Origin of the sequence: Permianibacter aggregans (genome assembly GCF_009756665.1) — a bacterium.
In the GTDB taxonomy this organism is placed as follows: domain Bacteria; phylum Pseudomonadota; class Gammaproteobacteria; order Enterobacterales; family Permianibacteraceae; genus Permianibacter; species Permianibacter aggregans.
In genome coordinates, this window is sequence record NZ_CP037953.1 from 713424 (window position 1) to 735594 (window position 22171).

Here is a 22171-nt window from a genome sequence, read left to right on the forward strand (position 1 = left end):
GACTTACTTCTTGGCGCCGCCTTGCGGGCTAATGGCCGCGACGACCTGATTGGTAATATCCATCGCCGGTTGGAAGTAAGGCGTCGTCTCTTTGGAAACCACGAGCGAATAACCATCGCGACTGGCAATCAAACTAACCGCTTGCATAATCTGAGTTTCCAACGCACGCATTTCTTCTGCTTCGCGACGCTGCAAATCCTCTTTCAAGGCTTTTTCTTTCAACTGCGCATCAGCAATGATTTTCTCGATGTTGCGCTTGGCCTCGGTCTGTTGCTGCGCGCTCATGGTCGCGCCATCACGCTGCAGTTTTTCCTGCTGACCGCGAACATCCGTTTCCATTTTCTTCAAACCGTCGATGCGGTCTTGAAACTCTTTACGTAACTTCTCGGAAATGGCTTCACGCTGCGGTGCTTTGGCCAGCACTTCACGAAAACTGATCACACCAATTTTCGCTTCTGCGAACGCCGTACCGGCCATCATCAAAACGGCGGCAAACAGGGCGAATTTTTTCATTGCTTACTCCTTACTCGTTAAAAGGTTTGGCCGATCGTAAAGCCAAAATTTTCTTCTTCGTCACCCGGCTCAGACTTGATCGAACGCGAGAAATGGAAACCCAGCGGACCCATTGGCGACAGCCACTGTACAGCCAAACCGGCGGAAGCACGGAACGCCCATGGGTCACTGTAATCCGGGATTTTGTCAAACTCAATCAGATTGCTGTAGCGAGTGCGATCAAACTCGGAATCCCAAAGGTTACCGACATCGACGAACAGACTGGTACGGATCGAACGGTTGTCTTCGGCAAACGGCGTCGGGAAAATCAGCTCCAAACCACCCAGGACGCGAGTATTGCCACCAACTGATGAGCGACTTTCGACGACCAATTGATCGTACTCAGGAGGCAGGAAAATTGGTGGTGTGACTCCTCCGTCACCTGGGGGGGTTATACCAGACTGAGAAATGCGTCTAATTGAGCGAGGGCCGATGGTATTGCGTTCGAACCCCCTCAACGTTCCCTGCCCGCCGGCATAGAAATGCTCAAAATACGGTAAACGTTGATTTTCCTGTCCATCACCATATCCGTCGCCATAGCCCAACTCCGCTCGCATCAACACACTCCAGCCTTCGGTGATTGGAATGTAATGCTTTAGTTCGTAATTGAGTTTGAAAAACTGGAAATCACTGCCCGGGACCGAAAACGATACCGATGCACTTTGATATGTACCGCGATCAGCAAAAATGCCTCGATTCAATGTATTTCTCAACCAACCGACATCAAGAGTTGTATAGGTATAGTCAAAGGTCGAATCCTGTGAAAAGTCATGGCCAATACGATCAAAAAACTCATTCAACTGAAGTACATTCAATCCGCTGTTGACAGCAAAACTGCTATCTTGCCAGCCAACGCCAAACGTCAATCTTGAAACTTCTGAAATCGGTACACCGGTCGTAAAACGGAAGCCAAGCTTACTCGTCTTGTCGCCCAGTAAGTTCAATTCTCTTGGATCAGTTTCTTGATAATAAACCTGGCCACCAGCACTGACTCCATCGGTAGTGAAATACGGGTCGGTGTAACTAAAGCTGTAAAGTTGCTGCGCTTTGCTGGTGTTAATATTGAACGCGATTCGATTACCACTGCCTTGAAAATTGTCGTGGCTGACACCGGCATTCAATTGCAATTTGTACAGATCGCTATATCCCAAGCCAGCCGTGAAGCTGCCCGCATTACGCTCCTTGATCTTGACCTCGACATCGACCTGGTCATCGGTTCCTTCAACTTTTGGCGTTTCGACTTTGGCTTCTTCAATAAATGTCAGCCGCTCCAACAAGGTCTTGGAGCGATCAACCACGTCCGATGAAAGCGGGCCACTCTCCATCATGCGCATTTCACGGCGCAGCACATGGTCGTTGGTGGTTTCGTTTCCTTCAAACGAAATATTGCGAACATAGGTTCGCTTGCCTGGATCCACCAGAATTCTCACATCAACAAGTTGTTTCTCTTCATCAAGCTCCGGCGAGCTGACTACCTTGGCAAACGCATAACCGTAGTAGCCAAGCAATTTAGCCATGTTGGTTTCGGCAAAAGTGAAAGCCGCTGCGGAATACGTATCACCGGAAACGACCGGGATCATTGAGCGAAGGGACTCTTCTTCGACTTTCAAATCACCAACGATGGTGATATCGCGAAGTGTGAATGGTTTGCCTTCGCTGATATTGATGGTCAAATAAACTTGTTCACGATCCGGTGAAATGGAAACTTGAGTGGAAGTAATCTGGAATTTCAGATAGCCCCGATCAAGATAGTAAGAACGAATCTTTTCCAAGTCGCCTGATAATTTTTCCTTGGCATACTGGTTATCGTCAGTAAAGAAGCTCAACCAGCTACCGGTTGTCAGCTCCATCTGATTGGTCAGCTCTTCATCGGAGAACACTTCGTTGCCGACAAAATTGATTTGACCGATAACGGCGGCATCACCTTCCTTGATCGTGAAGCGCACATCAACACGGTTGCGGGACAGACGAACGACTTTGTGTTTGATGCTGACCGAATATTTACCGTGGGCAAAATACTGCTGCTCAAGCTCTTGAACAATTTGTGTCAGCATTGCCGGGTTCAGTACTTCGCCTTTGTCGAAGCCCATCGGCTTCAGGCCTTCGAGCAAGGCTTCGGTCTTGATTTGCTTGTTGCCATCGAAACTTATCGTGGCAATGGTCGGGCGTTCGAGCACTTCAATGACGAGCTTGTTGCCTATACGCTTCAGCTCAACCGATTCGAAAGCACCAACTCGATACAGTGCACGAATAACCTGTGGAGCGCGAACATCATCAAGTTGCTCACCAACCCGCAACGGCAGATAGGTGAAAAAAGTACCGAGTTCGACACGTTGTAAACCGGTTACCTGGATGTCTTCCACGACAAAGGATTCAAAGGCCTGCGCCTGCTGAACTCCCAATGCCAACATCACTGACCATGACAGGGCTTTTACTGTTCTTTTCATCACTTAAACGTTCGCAAAATGGCCGCAATCCGGCGCTTGCCTACTACAGGCGGGCAAAGTCGTTGAACAGCGCGATCAACATCAACGCGCCCACCAATGACATACCGATGCGTAATCCCCACTCTTGCACCCGTTCTGATAAGGGTTTGCCGCGCAAAATTTCCACAACGTTGTACATCAAATGCCCACCATCCAGAACCGGAATGGGTAATAAATTTATCAGGCCCAAGTTGACGCTTATCAGGCCCAAAAACCAAAAAAATTGCCCCACACCGACTGCAGCTGTGGTGCCAGCGCCTTGCGCGATACTGACCGGACCGCTCAAAGTTTTCACCGAAATGGCACCGGTAACCAGTTTCACCAAACCGTCGACAATCAAACTGGTTGTGTCAATGGTTTTGTCGATACCGGCAACGAAACCATCCCAGAATGGCAGCTGCATGCGCACGCGATCGTTGGGGTCCGGCATGACCGGTTGCGGACTGATGCCAAGATACCCTTGACGACGCGAGCCTTCGGTTTGATGACCGACGACAAGATTAAGTTCCATCGTCTGGTCATTTCGGCGGACGGCGAGTGTAACAGTTTCATCCGGTTTGGCTTGGATCTTTTCCACCAGCCCAAACCAGTCGACCGGTTCGCCATCAACGGTGGTGATTAAATCGCCAATTTGCAGGCCGGCTTTCTCAGCTGGGCTTTGTTCAGCGACTACAGCGATGCGGGCCGGAATCTCCAGCCGCTTTACATTGAGACCAAGCTGACGCAGCAAATCGGCGTCATGGCCTTCGAGTTCCAGGCCGAAGGGAGGCAGTCGAAAGCGTTGCTCGCCGTCATCGGTTTTGGCCGTGATGGTCAACGGTTCGTCATCACCGATATGGCGAACCAGCGCCATGTTCAGATGCTGCCAACCACTGACGCTTTCGCCGTCCACCTTAGTAATTTCCATGCCGGACTGTAAGCCGGCTTCGGCAGCAGGGCTGCCTACCGGCACAGGACCGAGTACGGCGCGCAAATCCTGGATGCCAACCCAATACATGATGGCAAAGGCCAGCACCGCGAACAGGAAGTTGGCCAATGGTCCGGCGATGATGACAGCCGTGCGCACCCAGACGCTTTGGCGATTGAACGCGCCGGTCGGATCGGCAATCGGCGTTTCCGACTCGCGCTCATCGAGCATCCGTACGTAACCGCCGAGCGGAATCCAGGCAATGCGATACTCAACACCATCGCGGCCGACGCGTTTCCACAATGCCCGGCCAAAGCCGATTGAAAATACCTCGACCTTGACACCAAGCCGGCGCGCGACCCAGAAATGGCCCCATTCGTGCACCGTGACCAGAATGCCGATGGTCAGGATCAGAAAGAACAGATTCCAAAGACCGGTGATCATGCCGCTCTCAACTGAATTTGGGTGGCGGCGATCAGGCGCGCTTCGGCATCAATCGCCAACAGCTCGGCCAGTGAACCAATGGTCGGAGCAGAGACTTTTGCCAACGTCGCCGCGATAACGTCGCTGATCGCGGTAAAGCGCAAGCGATTATTTAGGAAAGCATCAACGGCCACCTCATTGGCAGCATTGAGCACGGCCGCCGCGGTACCACCGGCCTGCAGCGCTTGGTAGGCAAGGGTTAGGCAAGGAAATCGTTCGCGATCGACGACTTCAAATTGCAGCGCCGACATCTGAGTCAAGTCGAGCGGTGCAACGCCCGACTGAATCCGCTCCGGCCAGGCCAGGGCGTGGGCTATCGGTGTGCGCATATCGGGGTTGCCCATCTGCGCTAACACTGAACCATCAAGGTAACGCACCATGCTGTGCACAATGCTTTGCGGATGGATGACGACATCGACCTGCTCAGCACTGGCACCGAACAAATGGCAGGCCTCGATGACTTCCAGACCTTTGTTCATCAGCGTCGCGGAATCGACAGAAATTTTCCGGCCCATGTTCCAAGTCGGATGCGAGCAGGCCTGATCCGGCGTCACCTCGTTTAATTCCGACAAAGGTTTACGCAGAAACGGTCCGCCGGACGCCGTCAGCTGAATTTTCTCAACGCCAGCAACCGATGGCGCTTGGCCAATCGCATTGGCCGACCAGCATTGGAAAATGGCGTTGTGTTCGCTGTCGATCGGCAGCAGTTGCGCGCCACCGTCTTTGACTGCATTGAGGAACAGCGCACCGGACATCACCAGTGCTTCTTTGTTGGCCAACAGGATTTTCTTGCCAGCTTTCGCCGCCGCAAGCGTCGGCATCAAGCCAGCGGCACCGACGATGGCCGCCATGACGATATCGACTTCCGGCGCACTGACCACCGCCGCCAGCGCATCAGCACCGGTCAACACTTCACAAGCAATACGCATATCGCGGATACGGTTGCGCAGTGTTTCGGCCGGCTCAGCCTCGGTAACGACGACATAGGTCGGCCGAAACGTGCAGATTTGCTCCAGCAGCCGGTCAATGCGTTGACGGGCGACCAGCGCGAACACCCGATAACGCTCGGGATGGCGGGCGAGCACGTCCAGCGTCGAGACACCAATCGACCCGGTCGACCCCAGAATGACAACGTTCTGCATCAGCGAACCTCCCGCATCAGCGCAATTCCAGTAACAGAGCGCCGATGGCAAATACCGGAGCGGCTGCGATCAGACTGTCGATCCGATCGAGCAAACCGCCGTGGCCGGGCAGAATCCGGCCGGAATCCTTCAAACCCGTTTCCCGCTTGGCGACGCTTTCCATCAAATCGCCGAGCACCGAGCTGATCACCGTCAACAGCATCAGCAGGCCAAACCCGATCGACGATGAGGCCTGCAAGCCAAACAGATATTGGGCGGTGTAGCCGACGACAATGGCCAGACCAACACCACCGAATAGGCCAGCCCAAGTCTTGCCGGGGCTGATATTCGGCGCCAATTTGCGCTTGCCGAGCCAGCGGCCAAATACATAGCCACCAACATCAGCTGCCCAGACCAGCAGCAACACAAATAAAATGACCAGCGAACCCTCGTATGGTTGCAGGGCACCGCCAATCCGGCGCAGGCTGATCAGCGCTACCCAGAGGCCGGTCAATAACACCAAACCATAAAACAGGCGTAGCCAAGCTGAACGACGCCACCAAGCCGCATGCTTCGGATAAAAGCCGAGCAAAACCGGACTCAAAACCCAGAAGCATCCCGCTGCCAACAAGACGATGAACGGCAGATTGCTACTGCTCAGCGTTAACGCACCAGCCTGCATCGGCCAGGTTAGGCTGGGCCAGAATTCATACGGTGGCGAAAAATATTGAATCGCCATCATCACGACGGCCATGGCCGCCGTGTAAAGCAAACGTTGACGGCGAGCCGGCCGGCCAGACAGTACTGACCATTCCCAGGCCGCGACCAGTAATACCGCACCGACCGCCGATGCAAACAAATGCAGCGGTAAAAAGAAAACGATGCCGATGACCAGCGGCAACAACAATAACGCCGTGATCACGCGCTGCCAGAGCATCAGGCATCTCCTTGCGCGGATTCACCGGTCACTTGTTCACCAGTTTTGCCGTAACGACGCTGACGCTGGGCGTAGGCAGCTAGCGCCTTGTCCAATTCTTCGGGATGAAAGTCCGGCCACAGCACATCGGAGAAATAGAGCTCGGCATAAGCCGCCTGCCAGAGCAGAAAATTGGAAATGCGGATTTCACCGCCGGTGCGGATCAATAGATCAAGCGGCGGCTCGTCGTGCAACTGCACCCGGTCGCTGATGTCCTGCTCAGAAACCTGGCTAATGCCGGGGTTGTTTTGCAGATGCTGACTGACCGCTTGCACGATATCCCAGCGACCACCGTAATTGGCGGCGATATTCAAATTCAACGCCGTGTTGTCAGCCGTCATCGCTTCCGCTTCCAGCATGCGTTGCTGCAGCTTCGCCGAAAAACGACTGCGATCGCCAATGACGCGCAAGCGCACATTGTTCTTGTGCAGCGCTTTTGCTTCGCGTTCGAGGCCAGTAACGAACAAATCCATCAAGTAGCTGACTTCGTCTTCGGGACGTTGCCAGTTTTCCGAAGAAAAGGCGAACAGCGTCAGCGCTTTCACGCCTCGCTTGCCGGCTGCTTCGGTGATTTCCCGGGCTCGCTCCATGCCAACCTTGTGACCCGCCACCCGTGGCAGACCGCGTTTTCTGGCCCAGCGGCCGTTGCCATCCATGATGATCGCAACGTGCCGGGGCAGCGCCTCAGTCTGATTAGTCAAAGAAAAAATTCTCCTGTCGGTGCAATCGTTGCGATCACACTTCCATCAGTTCTTTTTCTTTGTCGGCCAGTACCGCGTCGACTTCGGCAATTTTGCTGTCGGTCAGCTTCTGGATTTCGTCTTCAGCTTTCCGCTCTTCGTCTTCGGAAATCAGTTTGTCTTTCAGCAACTTCTTCACCGCTTCGTTGGCATCGCGGCGGACGTTGCGAATCGCGACTTTGCTTTGCTCGCCTTCGCCTTTGACCACTTTCGCCAGTTCCTTGCGACGCTCTTCAGTCAGCGGCGGCAACGGAATGCGAATCATCTGGCCGGCGGTCATCGGGTTCAAACCCAAATTCGATTCATGAATCGCTTTTTCGACCGGGCCAATGGCGCCTTTGTCATACACCTGAATGCCAAGTGTACGGGCATCCTGCACAGTGATATTGCCCACTTGGTTCAGTGGCATGCTGCTACCGTAGATATTGACGTGCAGATGTTCAATCAAGCTCGGATGGGCGCGACCAGTACGGATTTTCTGCAGGTTCGATTTCAGCGCATCGACACTTTTGCTCATCCGCGTTTGCGCGTCTTTTTTGATGTCAGCAATGCTCATGTTCAGCTCCTTTCAGCAATTCGATATTTTTGGGCAATGGCAAACCGCCCCTGCCCTGGCATGGGTGGTGCCTGAATTATTTTTCGATCAGCGTGCCTTCGTCTTCGCCTTTGACGGCACGCAACAGCGCACCATCTCTGGTCATGTTCAATACCCGGATTTTCTTGTCGTGATCACGAGCAAGGCAAAACGCGGTTAAGTCCATGACACCCAGCTCGCGCTCCAAGGCTTCGCTGTAGGTAAGGCGATTGTATTTTACCGCCTCCGGGTATTTCATCGGGTCGGCCGAATAGACACCATCAACCTTGGTGGCTTTCAAAATCAAATCGGCCTCGATCTCGATACCACGCAAACACGCGGCGGTATCGGTGGTGAAAAACGGGTTGCCGGTGCCGGCACAGAAAATCACAACGTTGCCGGCTTCCATGAAACGAATCGCAAAGCGGCGATCATAGTCTTCACAAACACCGGTCAGGGAAATGGCGCTCATGACCCGAGTTGGTTGCTTGATGCGTTCCAGGGCATCCTGCATCGCCAAGGAATTCATTACTGTCGCCAACATGCCCATGTGGTCGCCAGCGACTCGGTTCATACCGGCCTTGGCCAGGCGCTCACCACGAAACAAATTACCACCGCCGACGACAATACCGATTTGCACCCCAAGCTGGCGTACTGCTTTGACTTCGGAAGCCATCCGCTCCAGCACCACCGGGTCAATACCGAAGGATTCGTTGCCCATCAGGGCTTCACCGGAGAGTTTCAACAGAATGCGTTTATGGGCGAGTTCGGCCTTGTCGGACATGGCGTTCCTGTTTGTATGCGGAAGTTCTAGTTATAAGAACCCCTCCAAGGAGGAGGGGTCCGTCGAGACTGCGCTGTAGTGTGCCACAAAATCAAGGATTTGCGGCGGCCAGATCAGGTCGACATGGACCCTATCTGGTGAGAGCGACTTAGTTTTTGCCGATAGCGGCGGCCTTCATCGCTTCGACTTCGGCGGCGAAGTTGTCTTCGGCCTTCTCGATGCCTTCGCCGACTTCCCAGCGGATAAAGCCGGTGCAGGTGGCGCCCTTGCTCTTCAGCAAGTTGCCGACCGTCGTGTTCGGGTCCATGACGAAGTTCTGGCCGACCAGCGACACTTCATTCTTGAACTTGTTGATACGGCCTTCGACCATTTTTTCAACAATATTGGCCGGCTTGCCCGACTCGGCAGCCTGGGCAGCAGCGATGTCGCGCTCTTTGGCGATCAGGTCGGCAGAGATATCTTCAGGGTTGACGACGACCGGGTTGGCAGCAGCGATGTGCATGGCCAGTTGCTTGGCCAGCTCTTCGTCACCACCGGCAAGGGCTACGGCGACACCGATGCGACCACTGTGGATGTACGAGGCAACGGTGGCACCGGTCAGGCGAGTCATGCGGCGAACCGTCATGTTCTCGCCAATTTTCGCGACCAGGTTGGCGCGGGTGGTTTCAACCGTTTCGCCAGAGGCCAGTTTGACGTCATTCAACGCGGCAACGTCGGCAACTTTGCTGCTCAGCGCCGCGTCGGCGACTTCGTTGGCAAACGCCGTGAAGTTGACGTCCTTGGCGACGAAATCGGTCTCGCAGTTGACTTCGACCAGCACCACTTCACCGGCGCCGGCTTTCGCCATGATGACGCCTTCAGCAGCAACGCGACCGGCTTTCTTGGCCGCTTTGACGGCGCCGGATTTACGCATGTTATCAATGGCCAGTTCGATATCACCGTTGGCTTCCTGCAGTGCTTTTTTGCACTCCATCATGCCGGCGCCAGTGCGCTCACGGAGTTCTTTAACGAGGGCGGCGGTAATTTCCATGGGAATTCCTCTCGTGCGTTATGGCAAACACGGGGTTTGCTGTTCAGAAAATGGGGATTTAAGTTTTGTTTCTCAAAAAAGGGGGCCGATGCCCCCTTCTTTTCAGCGTTTACGCAACGCGTCTTACTCTTCGTCGGCGTCGGCAGCGACCGCAGTCTCTTCGACAAACTCTTCGACTTTGACGTCGTCAGCATGCGGGGCGCTCTGACGGCCTTCGAGCACGGCGTCAGCAATCGCGGTCAGGTACAGCTCGATCGCGCGAATGGCGTCGTCGTTACCCGGAATGACGTAATCGACGCCGTCCGGATTGGAGTTGGTATCGACTACAGCAACCACCGGAATACCCAATTTGCGGGCTTCGGCGATAGCGATTTTCTCGTGCTCAACGTCGATCACGAACAGCGCGTCTGGCAGACCGTTCATGTTCTTGATACCGCCGAGGCTTTGCTCCAGCTTTTCCAGGTCACGTTGCAGCAGCAGCGCTTCTTTCTTGGTGACCTTGTTGAAGGTACCGTCCTGACTCATGGTTTCCAGATCTTTCAGACGCTTGATCGACTGACGAACGGTTTTGTAGTTGGTCAGCGTACCGCCCAGCCAGCGGCTGTTGACGTAGAACTGGCCGCAACGGGCGGCTTCTTGAGCAACCACTTCAGCGGCAGCGCGCTTGGTGCCCACGAACAGGATTTTGCCGCGCTTGGAAGCAATGCCGCCGAGGAAATTCAGCGCATCCTGGAACATCGGCAGGGTGTGTTCGAGGTTGATGATATGAATCTTGTTACGAGCGCCGAAAATGTATTGCTTCATTTTCGGGTTCCAGAAACGGCTGCGGTGACCAAAATGCACGCCGGCCTGGATCATGTCACGCATAGTGACTTTTGCCATGGTAGACCTCTATATAAGTCGGGTTGAGCCTCCGCGTTCCTGCGTCGGCCACCCCGGTAAGGGACCCAGGCCAGACGTTGATCGGATTAACGCGTGTGTGTTTTCCCCAAAAGCCCGGCAAGCCGGAATTTGAGGGCGCGCTTTATACCACAGAACCGGGCGCCGAACCAAGTGGCAAACCATCCGAGCGCCGTAAACACTTGACCTCGCCGGCATCGGGAACCGACACTGGCGGTCATTGCGAACTCAGGGAGTGAACAGGAAGTGGCAGCCATCGTCGAGAAATGGCGGCAATTGCGCCGGGAAATGGGCGCGTTCTGGGCCATGGTTTATGGCCTGCACAAAGTCGGCAAGAAGTTCGGCCTGACAATCAGCGCTTATCGTTTCGCCTTTCAACCAGTGCCAGAAAAGCGCTTGTTGAAAAAGCCCGACAATATCGAGTTCCGTTGGCTTGAGACTTTTGTACCGGAAATGCTGGTCGAAGACCGCCGGGCAGAATGGGTACAGGCCCGATTGACGCGCGGTGACCGCTGTTTGGCTGCCTATAAAGAAGGCGAGCTGATCGCCTTTTTGTGGCTCGCGGCCCAGCACTATCCGGAAGACGAGGCACGCTGCGACTACCGGCTCGAAGGCGAATCACTGGTCTGGGATTACGATGTTTATGTCGCGCCTCGCTACCGGGTCACGCGCTTGTTTGCTCAGCTCTGGGATGAAGCCAACGAGGCGTTGTATCGACAAGGCGTGCGTTGGTCAGTCAGCCGCATCAGCGCCTTCAATGTCGCGTCGATTCACAGCCATCGCCGGCGCGGCGCGGTGTTGAGTGGTGCCGCGATGTTTATCAACGCCGGCCGTTGGCAGATATTGTTGTCGAATCGTCGCCCTTTTTTGCATGTTTCGCGACAATCACGACCGGCGTTTCGATTTTTCGCCCCGAATGCCGCCTGATTCGGCGATAATGCTCGCCAATACAGACAAACCTCTGACTAACCTGAGATTTTTCGATGTCGGTAACGATTAAAACCCTGGAAGAACAAGCCAAAATGCGCATCGCCGGCCGTCTCGCCGCCGAAGTGCTGGAAATGATTGAGCCGCATGTACAAAAAGGCATCACCACCGACGAACTGAATCAGATCTGCCACGATTACATCATCAATCAGCAGCAAGCCATTCCAGCGCCGCTGAATTACAACGGCTTTCCCAAATCGATTTGCACCTCGGTCAATCACGTTGTCTGCCACGGCATTCCGAATGACCGGCCGCTGCGCGATGGCGACATCGTCAACATCGACATCACCGTGATCAAAGATGGTTTCCACGGTGACACCAGCAAAATGTTTTTTGTTGGCAAGCCGAGCATTCAAGCCGAACGGCTATGCCGCGTTACCCAGGAATGTCTGTACAAGGGCATGGAAATCGTCAAACCAGGTGTGTTGCTTGGCCGTATTGGCGAAGTCATTCAAGCCCACGCCGAAGCCAACCGCTATAGCGTCGTGCAGGAATACTGCGGTCACGGCATCGGCCAGATTTTTCATGAAGATCCGCAAGTGCTGCATTACAAGAGTCATGATCGCTGGGCCAAACTGGAACTGCAGGAAGGTATGTGCTTCACGATTGAGCCAATGATCAACGCTGGCAAACGCCACGTCAGCCTGCTGCGTGATCAATGGACCGTAGTCACCAAGGATCGCTCACTTTCTGCACAGTGGGAACACACCATCCTCGTTACCCGCGATGGGATTGAAGTGCTGACCAAGCGTAACGAGGAATCGTTCTAAGTACTTACTTATGAACGCTGGCGTTAGCCGCCAGCACCTGCCGTTTGCTAGCATTGGGGTTAACCTTCATTCTTGCTGCGGATCCTCTTGTCCCATGTCATTAGCCATGCCCGTCCCGGACGCCGATGCCGAATTGACTGCGCTACTCAATCGTGGTGGTGATCGGCAAGCTTTGCGCGACTGGCTGGCAACACAGGCCAAACGTGACGAGCAGGATTTCGATCAGGACGTGCCGGTCGAAACCTTGATCAAACGACGCGCTCAGCGCATCGACTGGCTGTTGCAACACCTCTGGGCGCATTTCGAACTTCAGCATTTGCAGGACATCGCATTACTTGCCGTTGGCGGCTATGGACGCGGTGAACTGCACCCGCATTCCGATATCGACATTCTGATTCTGCTGAAAGACAGTTCACAGGAACATCTGCACAAAAAGCTCGAGCAGCTGATCACCCTGCTGTGGGATTTGCGCTTGGTGATCGGTCATGCGGTACGCACCGTCGACGAATGCGAAAACGCCGCCCGCGACGATTTGACCGTCATGACCAATTTGATGGAAGCGCGCCTCGTTTGCGGCGATCCGCGCTTGTCGACAGCCTTGCGCGATCACCTGAGCCCGGTACAGATGTGGCCGCCGGATGCCTATTTCAAAGGCAAACTGGAAGAGCAGCAAAACCGCCATCGCAAATACGAAGGCACCGCCTACAAACTGGAACCGAACCTGAAATCGAGTCCCGGTGGTCTGCGCGATATCCAGAACATTCACTGGATTGCCAAACGCCGATTCGGTGACCAATCACTGCTGGCGATGACCCGACGCGGCGTATTTCTACCGCAGGAATATCGAGCACTGACCCGCTGCCAATTGTTTTTGTGGCGAGTACGTTTTGCCCTGCATCTGGTCGCCGGCCGTGCCGAAGATCGTCTGCTGTTTGATCATCAGAAAGCCGTCGCCGCCCGCCTCGGTTATGTCGACAAACCGGGCAAGCTCGCTGTCGAACAATTCATGAAACAGTATTTCCGCGCCGTACTGACGGTGCGCAATCTGCATGAATTGTTAAGCGAACTGTTCAGCGAAGTAATGCTGGCCAGCTTGCATGACGAAGAGCCGGTTTTTATCGACAACTATTTTCAGCAACGCGGCGATCGCATTGAGTTGCGTGACTTTGCCAGTTTCCAAAACCATCCGGAAACGATGCTGCTGATTTTCGTGCACATGGCCGAACGCAGTGGCCTGCAACGGATCAGCGCCTCGACAATTCGCGCGTTACGCCATGCCCGGCCGCAGCTTAACCATCGTTACCGGCAGAATCCCAAACATCAGGCTTTGTTTTTGCGCCTACTGCGCTCACGTGCCAATCTCTGGCAGGCGCTGCGGGCGATGAAACGCACCGGTATTTTGAGCGCCTTCATTCCCGCCTTTGGTCAAATCACTGGCCAGATGCAATTCGATCGCTTCCATCATTTCACCGTCGATGAACACACGCTGTTTCTGCTGCACAATATTTCGCGACTGACCGACCCGAAATACGCCGGCAGCTTCCCGCATGCAGAGCGCATCATGCAGCGCCTGGTGCAACCGGAAATTCTGTACCTGGCTGGTTTGTTTCACGATATCGGCAAAGGCCGCGGCGGCGATCACTCGGAACTCGGCGCCGTCGATGCGCTGGAGTTCTGCACTCAAATCGGTTTGAGCGATGAAGAGGCGCAACTCGTTGCCTGGCTGGTGCGCCAACATTTGAGCATGTCGCTGGTGGCTCAACGCCGCGATATCACCGACCCGGATGTCATTCAGGATTTCGCTCGCCTCGTTGGCGATGAACAGCATCTGGAATTGCTTTACGTGCTGACCATTTGTGATATCCGCGCTACCAACGCCAGTTTGTGGAATGGCTGGAAAGATGCGCTGCTGCGCGATTTATATCTGGCGACACGCGAATGCCTGCGCCGTGGCGCACCGCTGCTGCAAGCCGATGTCTCGGCCAGCACCCGAGAGGATGCCCTGAATCGTCTGCAGGAAAAGTTCGCCGACCTGACACCAGTGCACGATTTGTGGCGCTCGTTCGGCGCCGATTATTTCACCAAAGTCACCGGCGAAACCCTGGCCTGGATCACCGAAACACTGCTGACCCAAAGCGAACAACAGGAAGGCCCATTGGTGGTTTATCGTCAGCACCCGAATGCGGGCGGCACCGAGATCCTGATCTTCGTGCACGACCAGGAATTTCTGTTCGCGGCGATCACAGCACTGCTGGCGCAGAAACGGGTCAGCATTCAGGCCGCAACGATTCATACCACACCGTACGACATGGGCCTCGACAGTTTCATTGTGCTGGAAGAAACCGGCGAGCCGGTCACCGATTTGAAACGTTTGCAGGGTATACAGCGGCATTTGCAGCAGCATCTGAAAGATGTCAGCAAGGTGCCGCTGGCGATGCAGCAGAGCAGCGGCAAGCGGCAACCATTCGAATTGAAAACCGAAATCCATTTCCATCAGGATCTGCGTCGGCAACGCACGATGCTGGAGTTGATCACACTGGATCGCCCTGGTTTGCTGGCGCGCGTCGGTGCTGCGTTCAAGTATTGTGATGTGGTGTTGCACAACTCGAAAATCGTCACGCTCGGTGAGCGGGTCGAAGACGTATTTTTCATTACCGATCGCGAGCTGCGGCCGGTATCATCAGCCACCCAACAGCAACTCGATCACATGATTCGTTTGTTGCTGGATGCCACCAGTCTGAAAAAACCGGAACTGACATGACCATAGATATTGCTGATTTGATCAACAACGCCTTTGAACAGCGCGCCGAATTCTCGCCAAGCAAGGCTCCCGATGAGGTGCGTCGCGCTGTCGCTACGGTACTGGCCGACTTGAATGCCGGTCGCCTGCGCTGTGCCGAGAAAAAACAGGGCCAGTGGGCCGTCAACGAATGGGTCAAAAAAGCCGTGCTCCTGTCGTTTCGCTTGAACGACAACGTCGTCATGGGCGAAGGCGATTTGCAGTTCTTTGATAAAGTGCCAAGCCGTTTTGCCGGCCTTGATGAAAAAGCCTTTCGCGAACAAGGCGTGCGCGTGGTGCCGCCAGCCGTTGCCCGTTATGGCAGCTTTATTGCCCGCAATGTGGTGCTGATGCCATCCTACGTCAATATCGGCGCCTATATCGATGAAGGCACGATGGTCGATACCTGGGCTACCGTCGGTTCCTGTGCGCAGATTGGCAAAAACGTGCACCTGTCCGGCGGCGTCGGCATTGGTGGCGTACTGGAACCGTTGCAAGCGGCTCCGACGATTATCGAAGACAACTGCTTTATCGGCGCCCGCTCGGAAATTGTTGAAGGCGTCATCGTCGAGGAAGGTTCGGTGATTTCGATGGGCGTTTACATCGGCCAGAGCACGCGCATTTATGATCGGGAAACCGGCGAGGTTTCCTATGGCCGGGTGCCGGCCGGCTCGGTTGTCGTGCCTGGCAACCTGCCGAGTAAGGATGGCAAGTATTCGCTCTATGCCGCGGTAATCGTCAAAAAAGTCGACGCCAAAACCCGCGCCAAAACCGGCATCAATGAATTGCTGCGTCTGGTGGATTGAACAATGAGCAAATCAGTCACCATTTACGGCATCAAAGCCTGCGACACGATGAAAAAAGCCTTCACCTGGTTGGAGGCCAACGATATTCCTTATCAGTTTCATGACTACAAAAAAGCCGGACTAGATGCCGATACTTTGCAAGGTTGGTGCAGTAAGGTCGGCTACGAGCCTTTGCTGAACACTCGCGGTACGACTTGGCGCAAACTTTCGGATGCCGAGCGCGCCAATGTTGATCAAAGCAAAGCGCAAAAACTGATGCTGAACAATTTAAGTCTGATCAAACGTCCGGTTGTCGTCAGCGGTAAAACGATACTGGTCGGCTTCGACCCGGAAAAATGGCAACAACAACTCGGTTGAATGACAAGAGTAGCGATGCGATGAGCGCCCCCCACCCTGCTTTGACGTTGACCGAGGAACTGATTCGCCGGCCTTCAGTGTCACCGGAAGATGCCGGCTGTCAGATCCTGATTGCCGAGCACCTGGCCCGACTCGGTTTTCACAACGAGCCGATGTTTTTTATCGACACCAATAATCTCTGGTCGGTGCATGGCAGCGAAGGGCCTCTGTTTGTCTTTGCTGGGCATACCGATGTCGTGCCGCCCGGTCCGCTGGAAAAATGGACGACGCCGCCATTCGAACCGCATTACCGAGAGGGTTATTTGTTCGGACGCGGCGCGGCCGATATGAAAGGCAGCATCGCCGCGTTTATTGTTGCGCTGGAGCAGTTCTTACAAAAACATCCCAATCCGAAAGGTCGCATCGCGTTGCTGATCACCAGCGATGAAGAGGACAAATGGGTCAATGGCACCGTACGTGTTGTCGAAACGCTGATGCAGCGTGGTGAGAAACTCGATTGGTGTCTGGTCGGGGAACCATCAAGCAGTGAACGGCTCGGTGATGTCATCAAGATTGGCCGGCGCGGTTCGCTGACCGGCAATCTGATCGTGCACGGCAAACAAGGTCATGTCGCCTACCCACAACGCGCCGTCAACGCCATTCATCAGGCGCTGCCAGCGCTCGATGAGTTGGCGCAGATCGAGTGGGACCAGGGCAACGAACATTTCCCGCCGACCAGTCTGCAAATCACCCGCGTCAACGGCGGACATGCCAACAACGTCATTCCCGGCGAAGTGAAAGTCGAATTCAATTTGCGATTTTGCACCGAGCAAACCGCTGACGGTATTCAACAACGGGTACAGCATCTTTGTCATCGTCATAAACTCGATCATCAACTGGATTGGACGCTCTCAGGCGATCCATTCCTGACCGAAGGCGGCGCGTTGCTCGATGCCACGCGCGAAGCAATTCGAGAAGTCTGTGGTATTGAGACCGATGCAACCACGACCGGCGGCACTTCCGATGGCCGCTTTATTGCCAAAACCGGCGCCCAGGTGCTTGAACTCGGCCCCTGCAACACGACCATTCATCAAATCAACGAATGTGTCCGTGTCGAGGAGCTGATACAGTTGACCTCACTCTATGAGCGTATTCTCGAAAAACTGCTGACATGAGCCCCGATGTGCTGCTCGGTGTGAGCGACCGCCATCTCACCACCTGGACCGATCATCGTTTCGGTCAGGGCGTGCCTTGGCGCTTGCATCGCGATATGGTCAGCGACTGGCAGGCTATGCTTGAAGCAGCCAGCGCTGACGGTATATCGATCCTGCCGATCAGCACTTATCGCGACTTTTCCCGGCAAGCGCTGATCTTCAACGAGAAAGCCGAAGGCCGGCGCAGCGTTCACGATGATCACGGCCAGCGTCTGCAACGGGAAGCGTTTTCCGACGACGAGTGGCTGCACCGAATCCTGCGTTTCTCGGCGCTGCCAGGCTTGTCACGCCATCACTGGGGTACCGATCTCGACGTATTCGACGCCAACGCCGTGCATCAAGGTCACCGGCCGAAATTGGAACCCGATGAATTTTCCGGCGATGGTCCTTGCGTTGCGCTGAATGAATGGCTACAGGAAAACGCCGGCCGCTTTGGCTTCTTCCGACCATATCGCCTGGATTTGGGTGGCGTAGCACCCGAGCCATGGCATTTGAGTTATGCCCCAATCAGCCGTCATGCCGCCAACGACATTCCGGTTGAACAGCTGGCGGCATTATTAACTGATACCTACGTAGCGTTTTGCTCTATTATTCTGCCGCAGTTACCGGCGCTCGTTGAACGTTACGCGCAACGAATCAGTCCTCCTTGAACATCAATCAGAAGAATGGCCAGACATGAAAAATCTGCTGATCTGCACGCTGCTGTTTTCCGCTTCGGTATCGGCTATCGAAGCGCCACTGCCACCAGCCCTGCCTTGGCAAGGTGAAAGCGAAAAGCTGTTGAACGATGTACCGGCGGAATGGATAACCCCCGCCGAGCAAAGCCAGTTCGCGACGACGCCAAATTACGACGACACGATTGCCTATCTGCGTCGTTTGCAGCGTCAGTCGCCGCTGATTCAGATTCAGGAATTCGGTCGCAGCGCCCAAGGCCGCCCGTTGTTGCTGGTCATTGCCAGCAATAATCCGGAACCGTTATTGAACAAACGTTTGCGCTCGCCGAATGCCAGAGTATTGATCCAAGCGGGTATTCACGCCGGAGAGATCGACGGCAAAGACGCCGGTTTGATGCTGCTGCGCGATATCGCACTCGGCAAAAAAACCGCGTTGCTGGACAACAGCGATTTTTATTTTGTGCCGGTGTTCAATGTCGATGGTCATGAACGACGCGGCGGCAATAACCGGGTCAATCAGCGCGGCCCGAATGATATGGGCTGGCGCACGACGGCGCAGAATCTGAATCTGAATCGCGATTACATGAAAGCCGACAGCATCGAAATGCAGGCGATGCTGCGTCTGTTGCAGCGTCTAGACCCGGATGTCTATATCGATGTCCATGTCACCGACGGCATCGATTATCAATACGACATCACGTACGGCTTCAATGATCGCTTCGCGGTGTCGCCACGCACCGCTGGCTGGTTGCGTACGCAATTGCAACCGGCGCTGGACAAAGCGCTGAAAAAAGCTGGCCACCTGCCAGGCCCGTTGATTTTCGCCAACAATAACCGCGATCTGTCCGAAGGCATCAGCGACTGGCATGCCAGCCCGCGTTTTTCCCATGGTTATGGTGATTTGCGTCATATGGCCTCAGTGCTGATCGAAAACCATTCATTGAAACCTTACAAGCAACGCGTACTCGGCACCTACGTGTTGATCGAAAGCATTCTTGAAACGTCCGGCAAACACAAAGCCGCGCTGAAAACGGCGCGCGAAGGAGACAAAGCCCAACGTCAGGAAAGTTTTGGTTTTCAGCATCAGGCCGATGAAGAGCGAGCGCGCAATATCGAATTTGCCGCCGTCAGCCATGAAAACTATGAATCACCGATTTCCGGCCGCCAGGAAATTCGCTGGACGGGTTTACCGATTAATCTGACGATCAAGCAAGTGCCGAGCAAACCAACGGCCTTTGTCACGACACCGAAAGCCTATTGGCTGGATGCCGGCTGGACTGATGCGATTGAAGTGTTGAAGCGTCATGGCATTCGCTATGAAGAAATACGCCAACCGACCAAAAGAACCATGGAGTTCTACCGGCTTGACGATTCGAAGATCGCCAGCAGCAATTTCGAAGGACGCACACTGGTTGATAGCGGTACGCCACGCATCGAAAGCCGTCAGCATGTGTTCATGCCGGGCAGCATTCGGATCAGCACTGATCAGGAATTGAGTGCGCTGGTCGTCGCGTTGATGGAACCACAAAGCGAAGATTCGTTGTTCGCTTGGGGATATTTTCTGCCAGTGTTGAACGCCACTGAATATATCGAAGGCTACGTCATTGAACCCTTGGCCGCGAAAATGCTCGCTGCCGATCCGGCCTTGCAGGCCGAATTCAATGAAGCCTTGAAAGATGAAAGCTTTGCTGCTGATCCGCGCGCGCGTCTGCGCTGGTTTTATCAGCGCTCGCCGTATCAGGATGCGATGCATCGCTTGTATCCGGTTGGCATTGAGCGCTGATGGCGCATCGAGCAGCTTGAACAGAAAACGACGAACGATTCAGGAGCAAGGCAATGAGTCGATGGTTGTTGTTTTTATTGGCGCTGGGCATTTTGCTCGGCGCACTTTACCTGCTGCGTGACTGGGGCAAAACCGGCAAGCGCCATCAGCCGCCACCGCAGCTTCCGAATGACAAAGACCGCGCTAATTCGGACAAGAATACCGATTAGCCTGTAAACTTTTCTGACGCCATAGTCGCTCTTGTGTCGCGCGTCACATGCGCGACTTGCCAGCCGCGAAAACTCATACCACACTTGAACAACTGGGCGCACCTTGCCCAGGTTTTGTGTTGATCAGGGAGTGCGGTCATGGATTTGATGCGTTCACTCATTCTTGCACGCGAGTTTCTGCAACTGCGTAGCGAGTTTGATAAACATTTCGAGATTGTGCCGGCCACCACGCCGGATCTGGTCGAGGCCTGTTTCAAAGTGCGTTATCGCGTTTACTGCGAAGAGCTGCGCTGGGAACCGCTGAACGACGAAAAGCTTGAGTACGATCAGTTTGATGAACACGCGCTTCATATTCTTTTACGAAGCAAACGCCTGAATGAGTTTGTCGGTTGCATTCGATTGATTCGCTGCAATCCCGATCGACCGTTCGATCGATTACCGATTGAGCTCTCCTGTTTTCATACCTTGGATTATCGTCTGCTGGAAAATTTGGCGATTCCTCGCACCGCAATGGCCGAAGTTTCTCGTTTGGCGGTTGACAGCCGATTCCGTCGCCGTAAAGGCGAATTCGTTCGTCCGGTCGGCTTGAGCGATGAGGATTACGGTTCGCTGGCGAAACCGCGTTTCCCGTTTATTCCGGTGGGGCTTTATCTGGCGATGCTGGAATCAGCACAAATCCACGGCATCGATACCCTGTATATGCTGACCGAGCCGTGGTTGGTGCAGCACTTGCGCCGACTTGGCATTCGTATTGAACCGATTGGTGGTGCGATTACTCATCATGGTGAACGAATACCATCGCTGATGAGTGTAGGCGTCACCATCCGTTCGCTGCATTTGCTGGTGCGGCCGCTGTTCAACAGTATCTCCACGACCGTGCATGCGGCTTACCAGGTGCCGCACGAATGGCGAATGGCCGTTTGATTAGCGCTGACCACACGAGAGATTCATAATGAAAAACGCCGGCTGAATGCCGGCGTTTTTGCTTTGACTAGGTGGTTATTTGCGAACGATTTCTTCGATTTCCGCCACGACGCGGCGATTCAAAGAACGACCTTCGGCCGTATCATTGCTGGCCACCGGACGGCTTTCACCGTAACCGACTGCTTTCACGCGCTCTGCGGCAATGCCTTTGCTGACAACGGCCATCGCGACACTTTGCGCCCGACGCTCAGACAACCATTGGTTGTATTTGTCGGCACCATCAGAAGAAGTATGGCCTTCGATAACGACATTGGTTTGCGGATAGCGGGTCATGAATGCCACCAGCTCGTCGATATCGGCCATGGTTTCCGGTTTGATATTGGAGCTGTTGGTGTCGAACAGCACGCGCAATTGGATCGAGATTTTCTTGGCACAACCAACATCATCCACTTCGGCATTCGCTGGCGTATCCGGGCATTGATCCAGGCTGTTGACGACGCCATCTTTATCGTCATCTTTGGGCGCAGGAGGGGCGACTGGTGTTGGCGCGGGCGCGGGTGTTGGTGCTGGTTCTACTACCGGCTCTGGTTCCGGTGCTGGTGCCGGTTTGTTGCCACCCCCGAATGCATAACTGAAACCAGTCCAGAACTGTGATTCGCTGCGGTCATCCGTTGAGCGGCTGTGATTCAGCTCAATACGCCAGGCAAAGTTTTCCGTGAAATGCGCTTTCAAACCGGCGCCAAGTTGAAAGCCGCCATACGAATCGTCCAAACCGTTGTCTGCATCGTACTCTCGTCCGTAAACCCCCAACAACCAGTAAGGGACAATACCCGGACGAGAAGTCGAGATATGATAAAGACCGCGCAGGGCGATGGTGTCGACATCAGCGCCAATGGAAGTCCCTGCCACTGTAGTGGAATGCATTGAGCCCAATAATTCAAACGCTAATTCATCGGTGGCGTAATAGCTCAAGCCGAGAAACCTGGTGTCAAGGTCCTGATCCAATGGCGTAGCGTCATCATAATCCGACCAGCCATAACCAATTACCGGCTCCCAGGCTCCCTCAGTTGCAACAGCCGAGAATGCGGCGCTTGCCAGCGCGACGGCCAACATGGTTTTTCTTGCCTTCATTGTTT

The 22171-nt window shown here is 54.4% G+C and carries 21 protein-coding genes; 10 read left to right on the plus strand and 11 right to left on the minus strand.

Annotated elements, in window-relative coordinates; genetic code table 11:
• Positions 1 to 3: 3 nt before the first annotated feature.
• The 10 genes from E2H98_RS03275 to rpsB form a co-directional block, all read right to left on the minus strand.
• A complete protein-coding gene (locus tag E2H98_RS03275) occupies positions 4 to 513 on the minus strand; it encodes an OmpH family outer membrane protein (protein WP_133587768.1) in 510 nt (169 codons plus the stop codon).
• A gap of 17 nt (positions 514 to 530) precedes the next feature.
• Positions 531 to 2999: an outer membrane protein assembly factor BamA gene (gene bamA / locus E2H98_RS03280; protein WP_133587770.1), complete on the minus strand. Its 2469-nt coding sequence runs from the start codon at positions 2997 to 2999 to the stop codon at positions 531 to 533.
• A 43-nt stretch (positions 3000 to 3042) separates the two neighbouring features.
• Positions 3043 to 4389, minus strand: coding sequence for an RIP metalloprotease RseP (rseP, locus tag E2H98_RS03285; protein WP_133587772.1), 1347 nt, complete (start codon positions 4387 to 4389; stop codon positions 3043 to 3045).
• Entirely contained in the window at positions 4386 to 5570 is a 1185-nt protein-coding gene (gene ispC / locus E2H98_RS03290; protein WP_133587774.1) for a 1-deoxy-D-xylulose-5-phosphate reductoisomerase, read from the minus strand. Before ispC ends, rseP begins: the two co-directional genes overlap by 4 nt.
• 16 nt (positions 5571 to 5586) lie before the next feature.
• A complete protein-coding gene (locus E2H98_RS03295) occupies positions 5587 to 6486 on the minus strand; it encodes a phosphatidate cytidylyltransferase (protein WP_133587776.1) in 900 nt (299 codons plus the stop codon).
• Positions 6486 to 7226 carry a polyprenyl diphosphate synthase gene (gene uppS, locus E2H98_RS03300; protein ID WP_280529051.1) on the minus strand — a complete coding sequence of 247 codons (741 nt, stop codon included), beginning with the start codon at positions 7224 to 7226 and terminating at the stop codon, positions 6486 to 6488. The genes E2H98_RS03295 and uppS overlap by 1 nt, the downstream gene beginning before the upstream one ends.
• Before the next feature lie 34 nt (positions 7227 to 7260).
• Positions 7261 to 7821: a ribosome recycling factor gene (gene frr / locus E2H98_RS03305; protein ID WP_133587778.1), complete on the minus strand. Its 561-nt coding sequence runs from the start codon at positions 7819 to 7821 to the stop codon at positions 7261 to 7263.
• Positions 7822 to 7897: 76 nt separating this feature from the next.
• Entirely contained in the window at positions 7898 to 8623 is a 726-nt protein-coding gene (gene pyrH / locus E2H98_RS03310) for a UMP kinase (protein ID WP_133587780.1), read from the minus strand.
• A 148-nt stretch (positions 8624 to 8771) separates the two neighbouring features.
• A complete protein-coding gene (gene tsf, locus E2H98_RS03315; RefSeq protein ID WP_133587782.1) occupies positions 8772 to 9653 on the minus strand; it encodes a translation elongation factor Ts in 882 nt (293 codons plus the stop codon).
• 123 nt (positions 9654 to 9776) lie between these two features.
• A complete protein-coding gene (rpsB, locus tag E2H98_RS03320; RefSeq protein WP_133587783.1) occupies positions 9777 to 10535 on the minus strand; it encodes a 30S ribosomal protein S2 in 759 nt (252 codons plus the stop codon).
• Between the two features lie 264 nt (positions 10536 to 10799).
• Between rpsB and E2H98_RS03325 the strand changes: the two genes are divergently transcribed.
• From E2H98_RS03325 to E2H98_RS03370, 10 genes are all read left to right on the plus strand, one after another.
• Complete coding sequence (locus E2H98_RS03325; RefSeq protein WP_133587785.1) at positions 10800 to 11480, plus strand: GNAT family N-acetyltransferase; 681 nt, start codon at positions 10800 to 10802, stop codon at positions 11478 to 11480.
• A gap of 56 nt (positions 11481 to 11536) precedes the next feature.
• Positions 11537 to 12310 carry a type I methionyl aminopeptidase gene (gene map, locus E2H98_RS03330; protein ID WP_133587787.1) on the plus strand — a complete coding sequence of 258 codons (774 nt, stop codon included), beginning with the start codon at positions 11537 to 11539 and terminating at the stop codon, positions 12308 to 12310.
• A gap of 94 nt (positions 12311 to 12404) precedes the next feature.
• On the plus strand, positions 12405 to 15071 hold the full coding sequence (gene glnD / locus E2H98_RS03335; RefSeq protein WP_157591223.1) for a [protein-PII] uridylyltransferase: 2667 nt from the start codon (positions 12405 to 12407) through the stop codon (positions 15069 to 15071).
• On the plus strand, positions 15068 to 15895 hold the full coding sequence (gene dapD / locus E2H98_RS03340; RefSeq protein WP_133587791.1) for a 2,3,4,5-tetrahydropyridine-2,6-dicarboxylate N-succinyltransferase: 828 nt from the start codon (positions 15068 to 15070) through the stop codon (positions 15893 to 15895). Before glnD ends, dapD begins: the two co-directional genes overlap by 4 nt.
• Positions 15896 to 15898: 3 nt before the next feature.
• Positions 15899 to 16252, plus strand: a complete 354-nt coding sequence (locus E2H98_RS03345) for an ArsC family reductase (RefSeq protein WP_133587793.1) — start codon at positions 15899 to 15901, stop codon at positions 16250 to 16252.
• Positions 16253 to 16272: 20 nt separating this feature from the next.
• Positions 16273 to 17406: a succinyl-diaminopimelate desuccinylase gene (gene dapE, locus E2H98_RS03350; RefSeq protein WP_133587795.1), complete on the plus strand. Its 1134-nt coding sequence runs from the start codon at positions 16273 to 16275 to the stop codon at positions 17404 to 17406.
• Complete coding sequence (locus E2H98_RS03355; RefSeq protein WP_133587798.1) at positions 17403 to 18095, plus strand: M15 family metallopeptidase; 693 nt, start codon at positions 17403 to 17405, stop codon at positions 18093 to 18095. Before dapE ends, E2H98_RS03355 begins: the two co-directional genes overlap by 4 nt.
• A 25-nt stretch (positions 18096 to 18120) precedes the next feature.
• Complete coding sequence (locus E2H98_RS03360) at positions 18121 to 19902, plus strand: M14 family metallopeptidase (RefSeq protein ID WP_133587800.1); 1782 nt, start codon at positions 18121 to 18123, stop codon at positions 19900 to 19902.
• Positions 19903 to 19955: 53 nt separating this feature from the next.
• Positions 19956 to 20111, plus strand: a complete 156-nt coding sequence (locus tag E2H98_RS03365; protein ID WP_157591224.1) for a hypothetical protein — start codon at positions 19956 to 19958, stop codon at positions 20109 to 20111.
• Positions 20112 to 20249: 138 nt separating this feature from the next.
• Positions 20250 to 21035, plus strand: coding sequence for a PEP-CTERM/exosortase system-associated acyltransferase (locus E2H98_RS03370; protein WP_133587802.1), 786 nt, complete (start codon positions 20250 to 20252; stop codon positions 21033 to 21035).
• A gap of 75 nt (positions 21036 to 21110) precedes the next feature.
• Here E2H98_RS03370 and E2H98_RS03375 read toward each other — a convergent pair whose 3' ends face one another.
• Positions 21111 to 22166, minus strand: coding sequence for an OmpA family protein (locus E2H98_RS03375; protein WP_133587804.1), 1056 nt, complete (start codon positions 22164 to 22166; stop codon positions 21111 to 21113).
• Positions 22167 to 22171: the final 5 nt, after the last annotated feature.

Bases quoted from the DNA above. Each gene is read 5' to 3' on its own strand.
- E2H98_RS03275 (WP_133587768.1), bottom strand. From the start codon at position 513: ATGAAAAAATTCGCCCTGTTTGCCGCCGTTTTGATGATGGCCGGTACG.
- bamA (WP_133587770.1), bottom strand. From the start codon at position 2,999: ATGAAAAGAACAGTAAAAGCCCTGTCATGGTCAGTGATGTTGGCATTG.
- rseP (WP_133587772.1), bottom strand. From the start codon at position 4,389: ATGATCACCGGTCTTTGGAATCTGTTCTTTCTGATCCTGACCATCGGC.
- ispC (WP_133587774.1), bottom strand. From the start codon at position 5,570: ATGCAGAACGTTGTCATTCTGGGGTCGACCGGGTCGATTGGTGTCTCG.
- E2H98_RS03295 (WP_133587776.1), bottom strand. From the start codon at position 6,486: ATGCTCTGGCAGCGCGTGATCACGGCGTTATTGTTGTTGCCGCTGGTC.
- frr (WP_133587778.1), bottom strand. From the start codon at position 7,821: ATGAGCATTGCTGACATCAAAAAAGACGCGCAAACGCGGATGAGCAAA.
- pyrH (WP_133587780.1), bottom strand. From the start codon at position 8,623: ATGTCCGACAAGGCCGAACTCGCCCATAAACGCATTCTGTTGAAACTC.
- tsf (WP_133587782.1), bottom strand. From the start codon at position 9,653: ATGGAAATTACCGCCGCCCTCGTTAAAGAACTCCGTGAGCGCACTGGC.
- rpsB (WP_133587783.1), bottom strand. From the start codon at position 10,535: ATGGCAAAAGTCACTATGCGTGACATGATCCAGGCCGGCGTGCATTTT.
- map (WP_133587787.1), top strand. From the start codon at position 11,537: ATGTCGGTAACGATTAAAACCCTGGAAGAACAAGCCAAAATGCGCATC.
- glnD (WP_157591223.1), top strand. From the start codon at position 12,405: ATGTCATTAGCCATGCCCGTCCCGGACGCCGATGCCGAATTGACTGCG.
- dapD (WP_133587791.1), top strand. From the start codon at position 15,068: ATGACCATAGATATTGCTGATTTGATCAACAACGCCTTTGAACAGCGC.
- E2H98_RS03345 (WP_133587793.1), top strand. From the start codon at position 15,899: ATGAGCAAATCAGTCACCATTTACGGCATCAAAGCCTGCGACACGATG.
- dapE (WP_133587795.1), top strand. From the start codon at position 16,273: ATGAGCGCCCCCCACCCTGCTTTGACGTTGACCGAGGAACTGATTCGC.
- E2H98_RS03355 (WP_133587798.1), top strand. From the start codon at position 17,403: ATGAGCCCCGATGTGCTGCTCGGTGTGAGCGACCGCCATCTCACCACC.
- E2H98_RS03360 (WP_133587800.1), top strand. From the start codon at position 18,121: ATGAAAAATCTGCTGATCTGCACGCTGCTGTTTTCCGCTTCGGTATCG.
- E2H98_RS03365 (WP_157591224.1), top strand. From the start codon at position 19,956: ATGAGTCGATGGTTGTTGTTTTTATTGGCGCTGGGCATTTTGCTCGGC.
- E2H98_RS03370 (WP_133587802.1), top strand. From the start codon at position 20,250: ATGGATTTGATGCGTTCACTCATTCTTGCACGCGAGTTTCTGCAACTG.
- E2H98_RS03375 (WP_133587804.1), bottom strand. From the start codon at position 22,166: ATGAAGGCAAGAAAAACCATGTTGGCCGTCGCGCTGGCAAGCGCCGCA.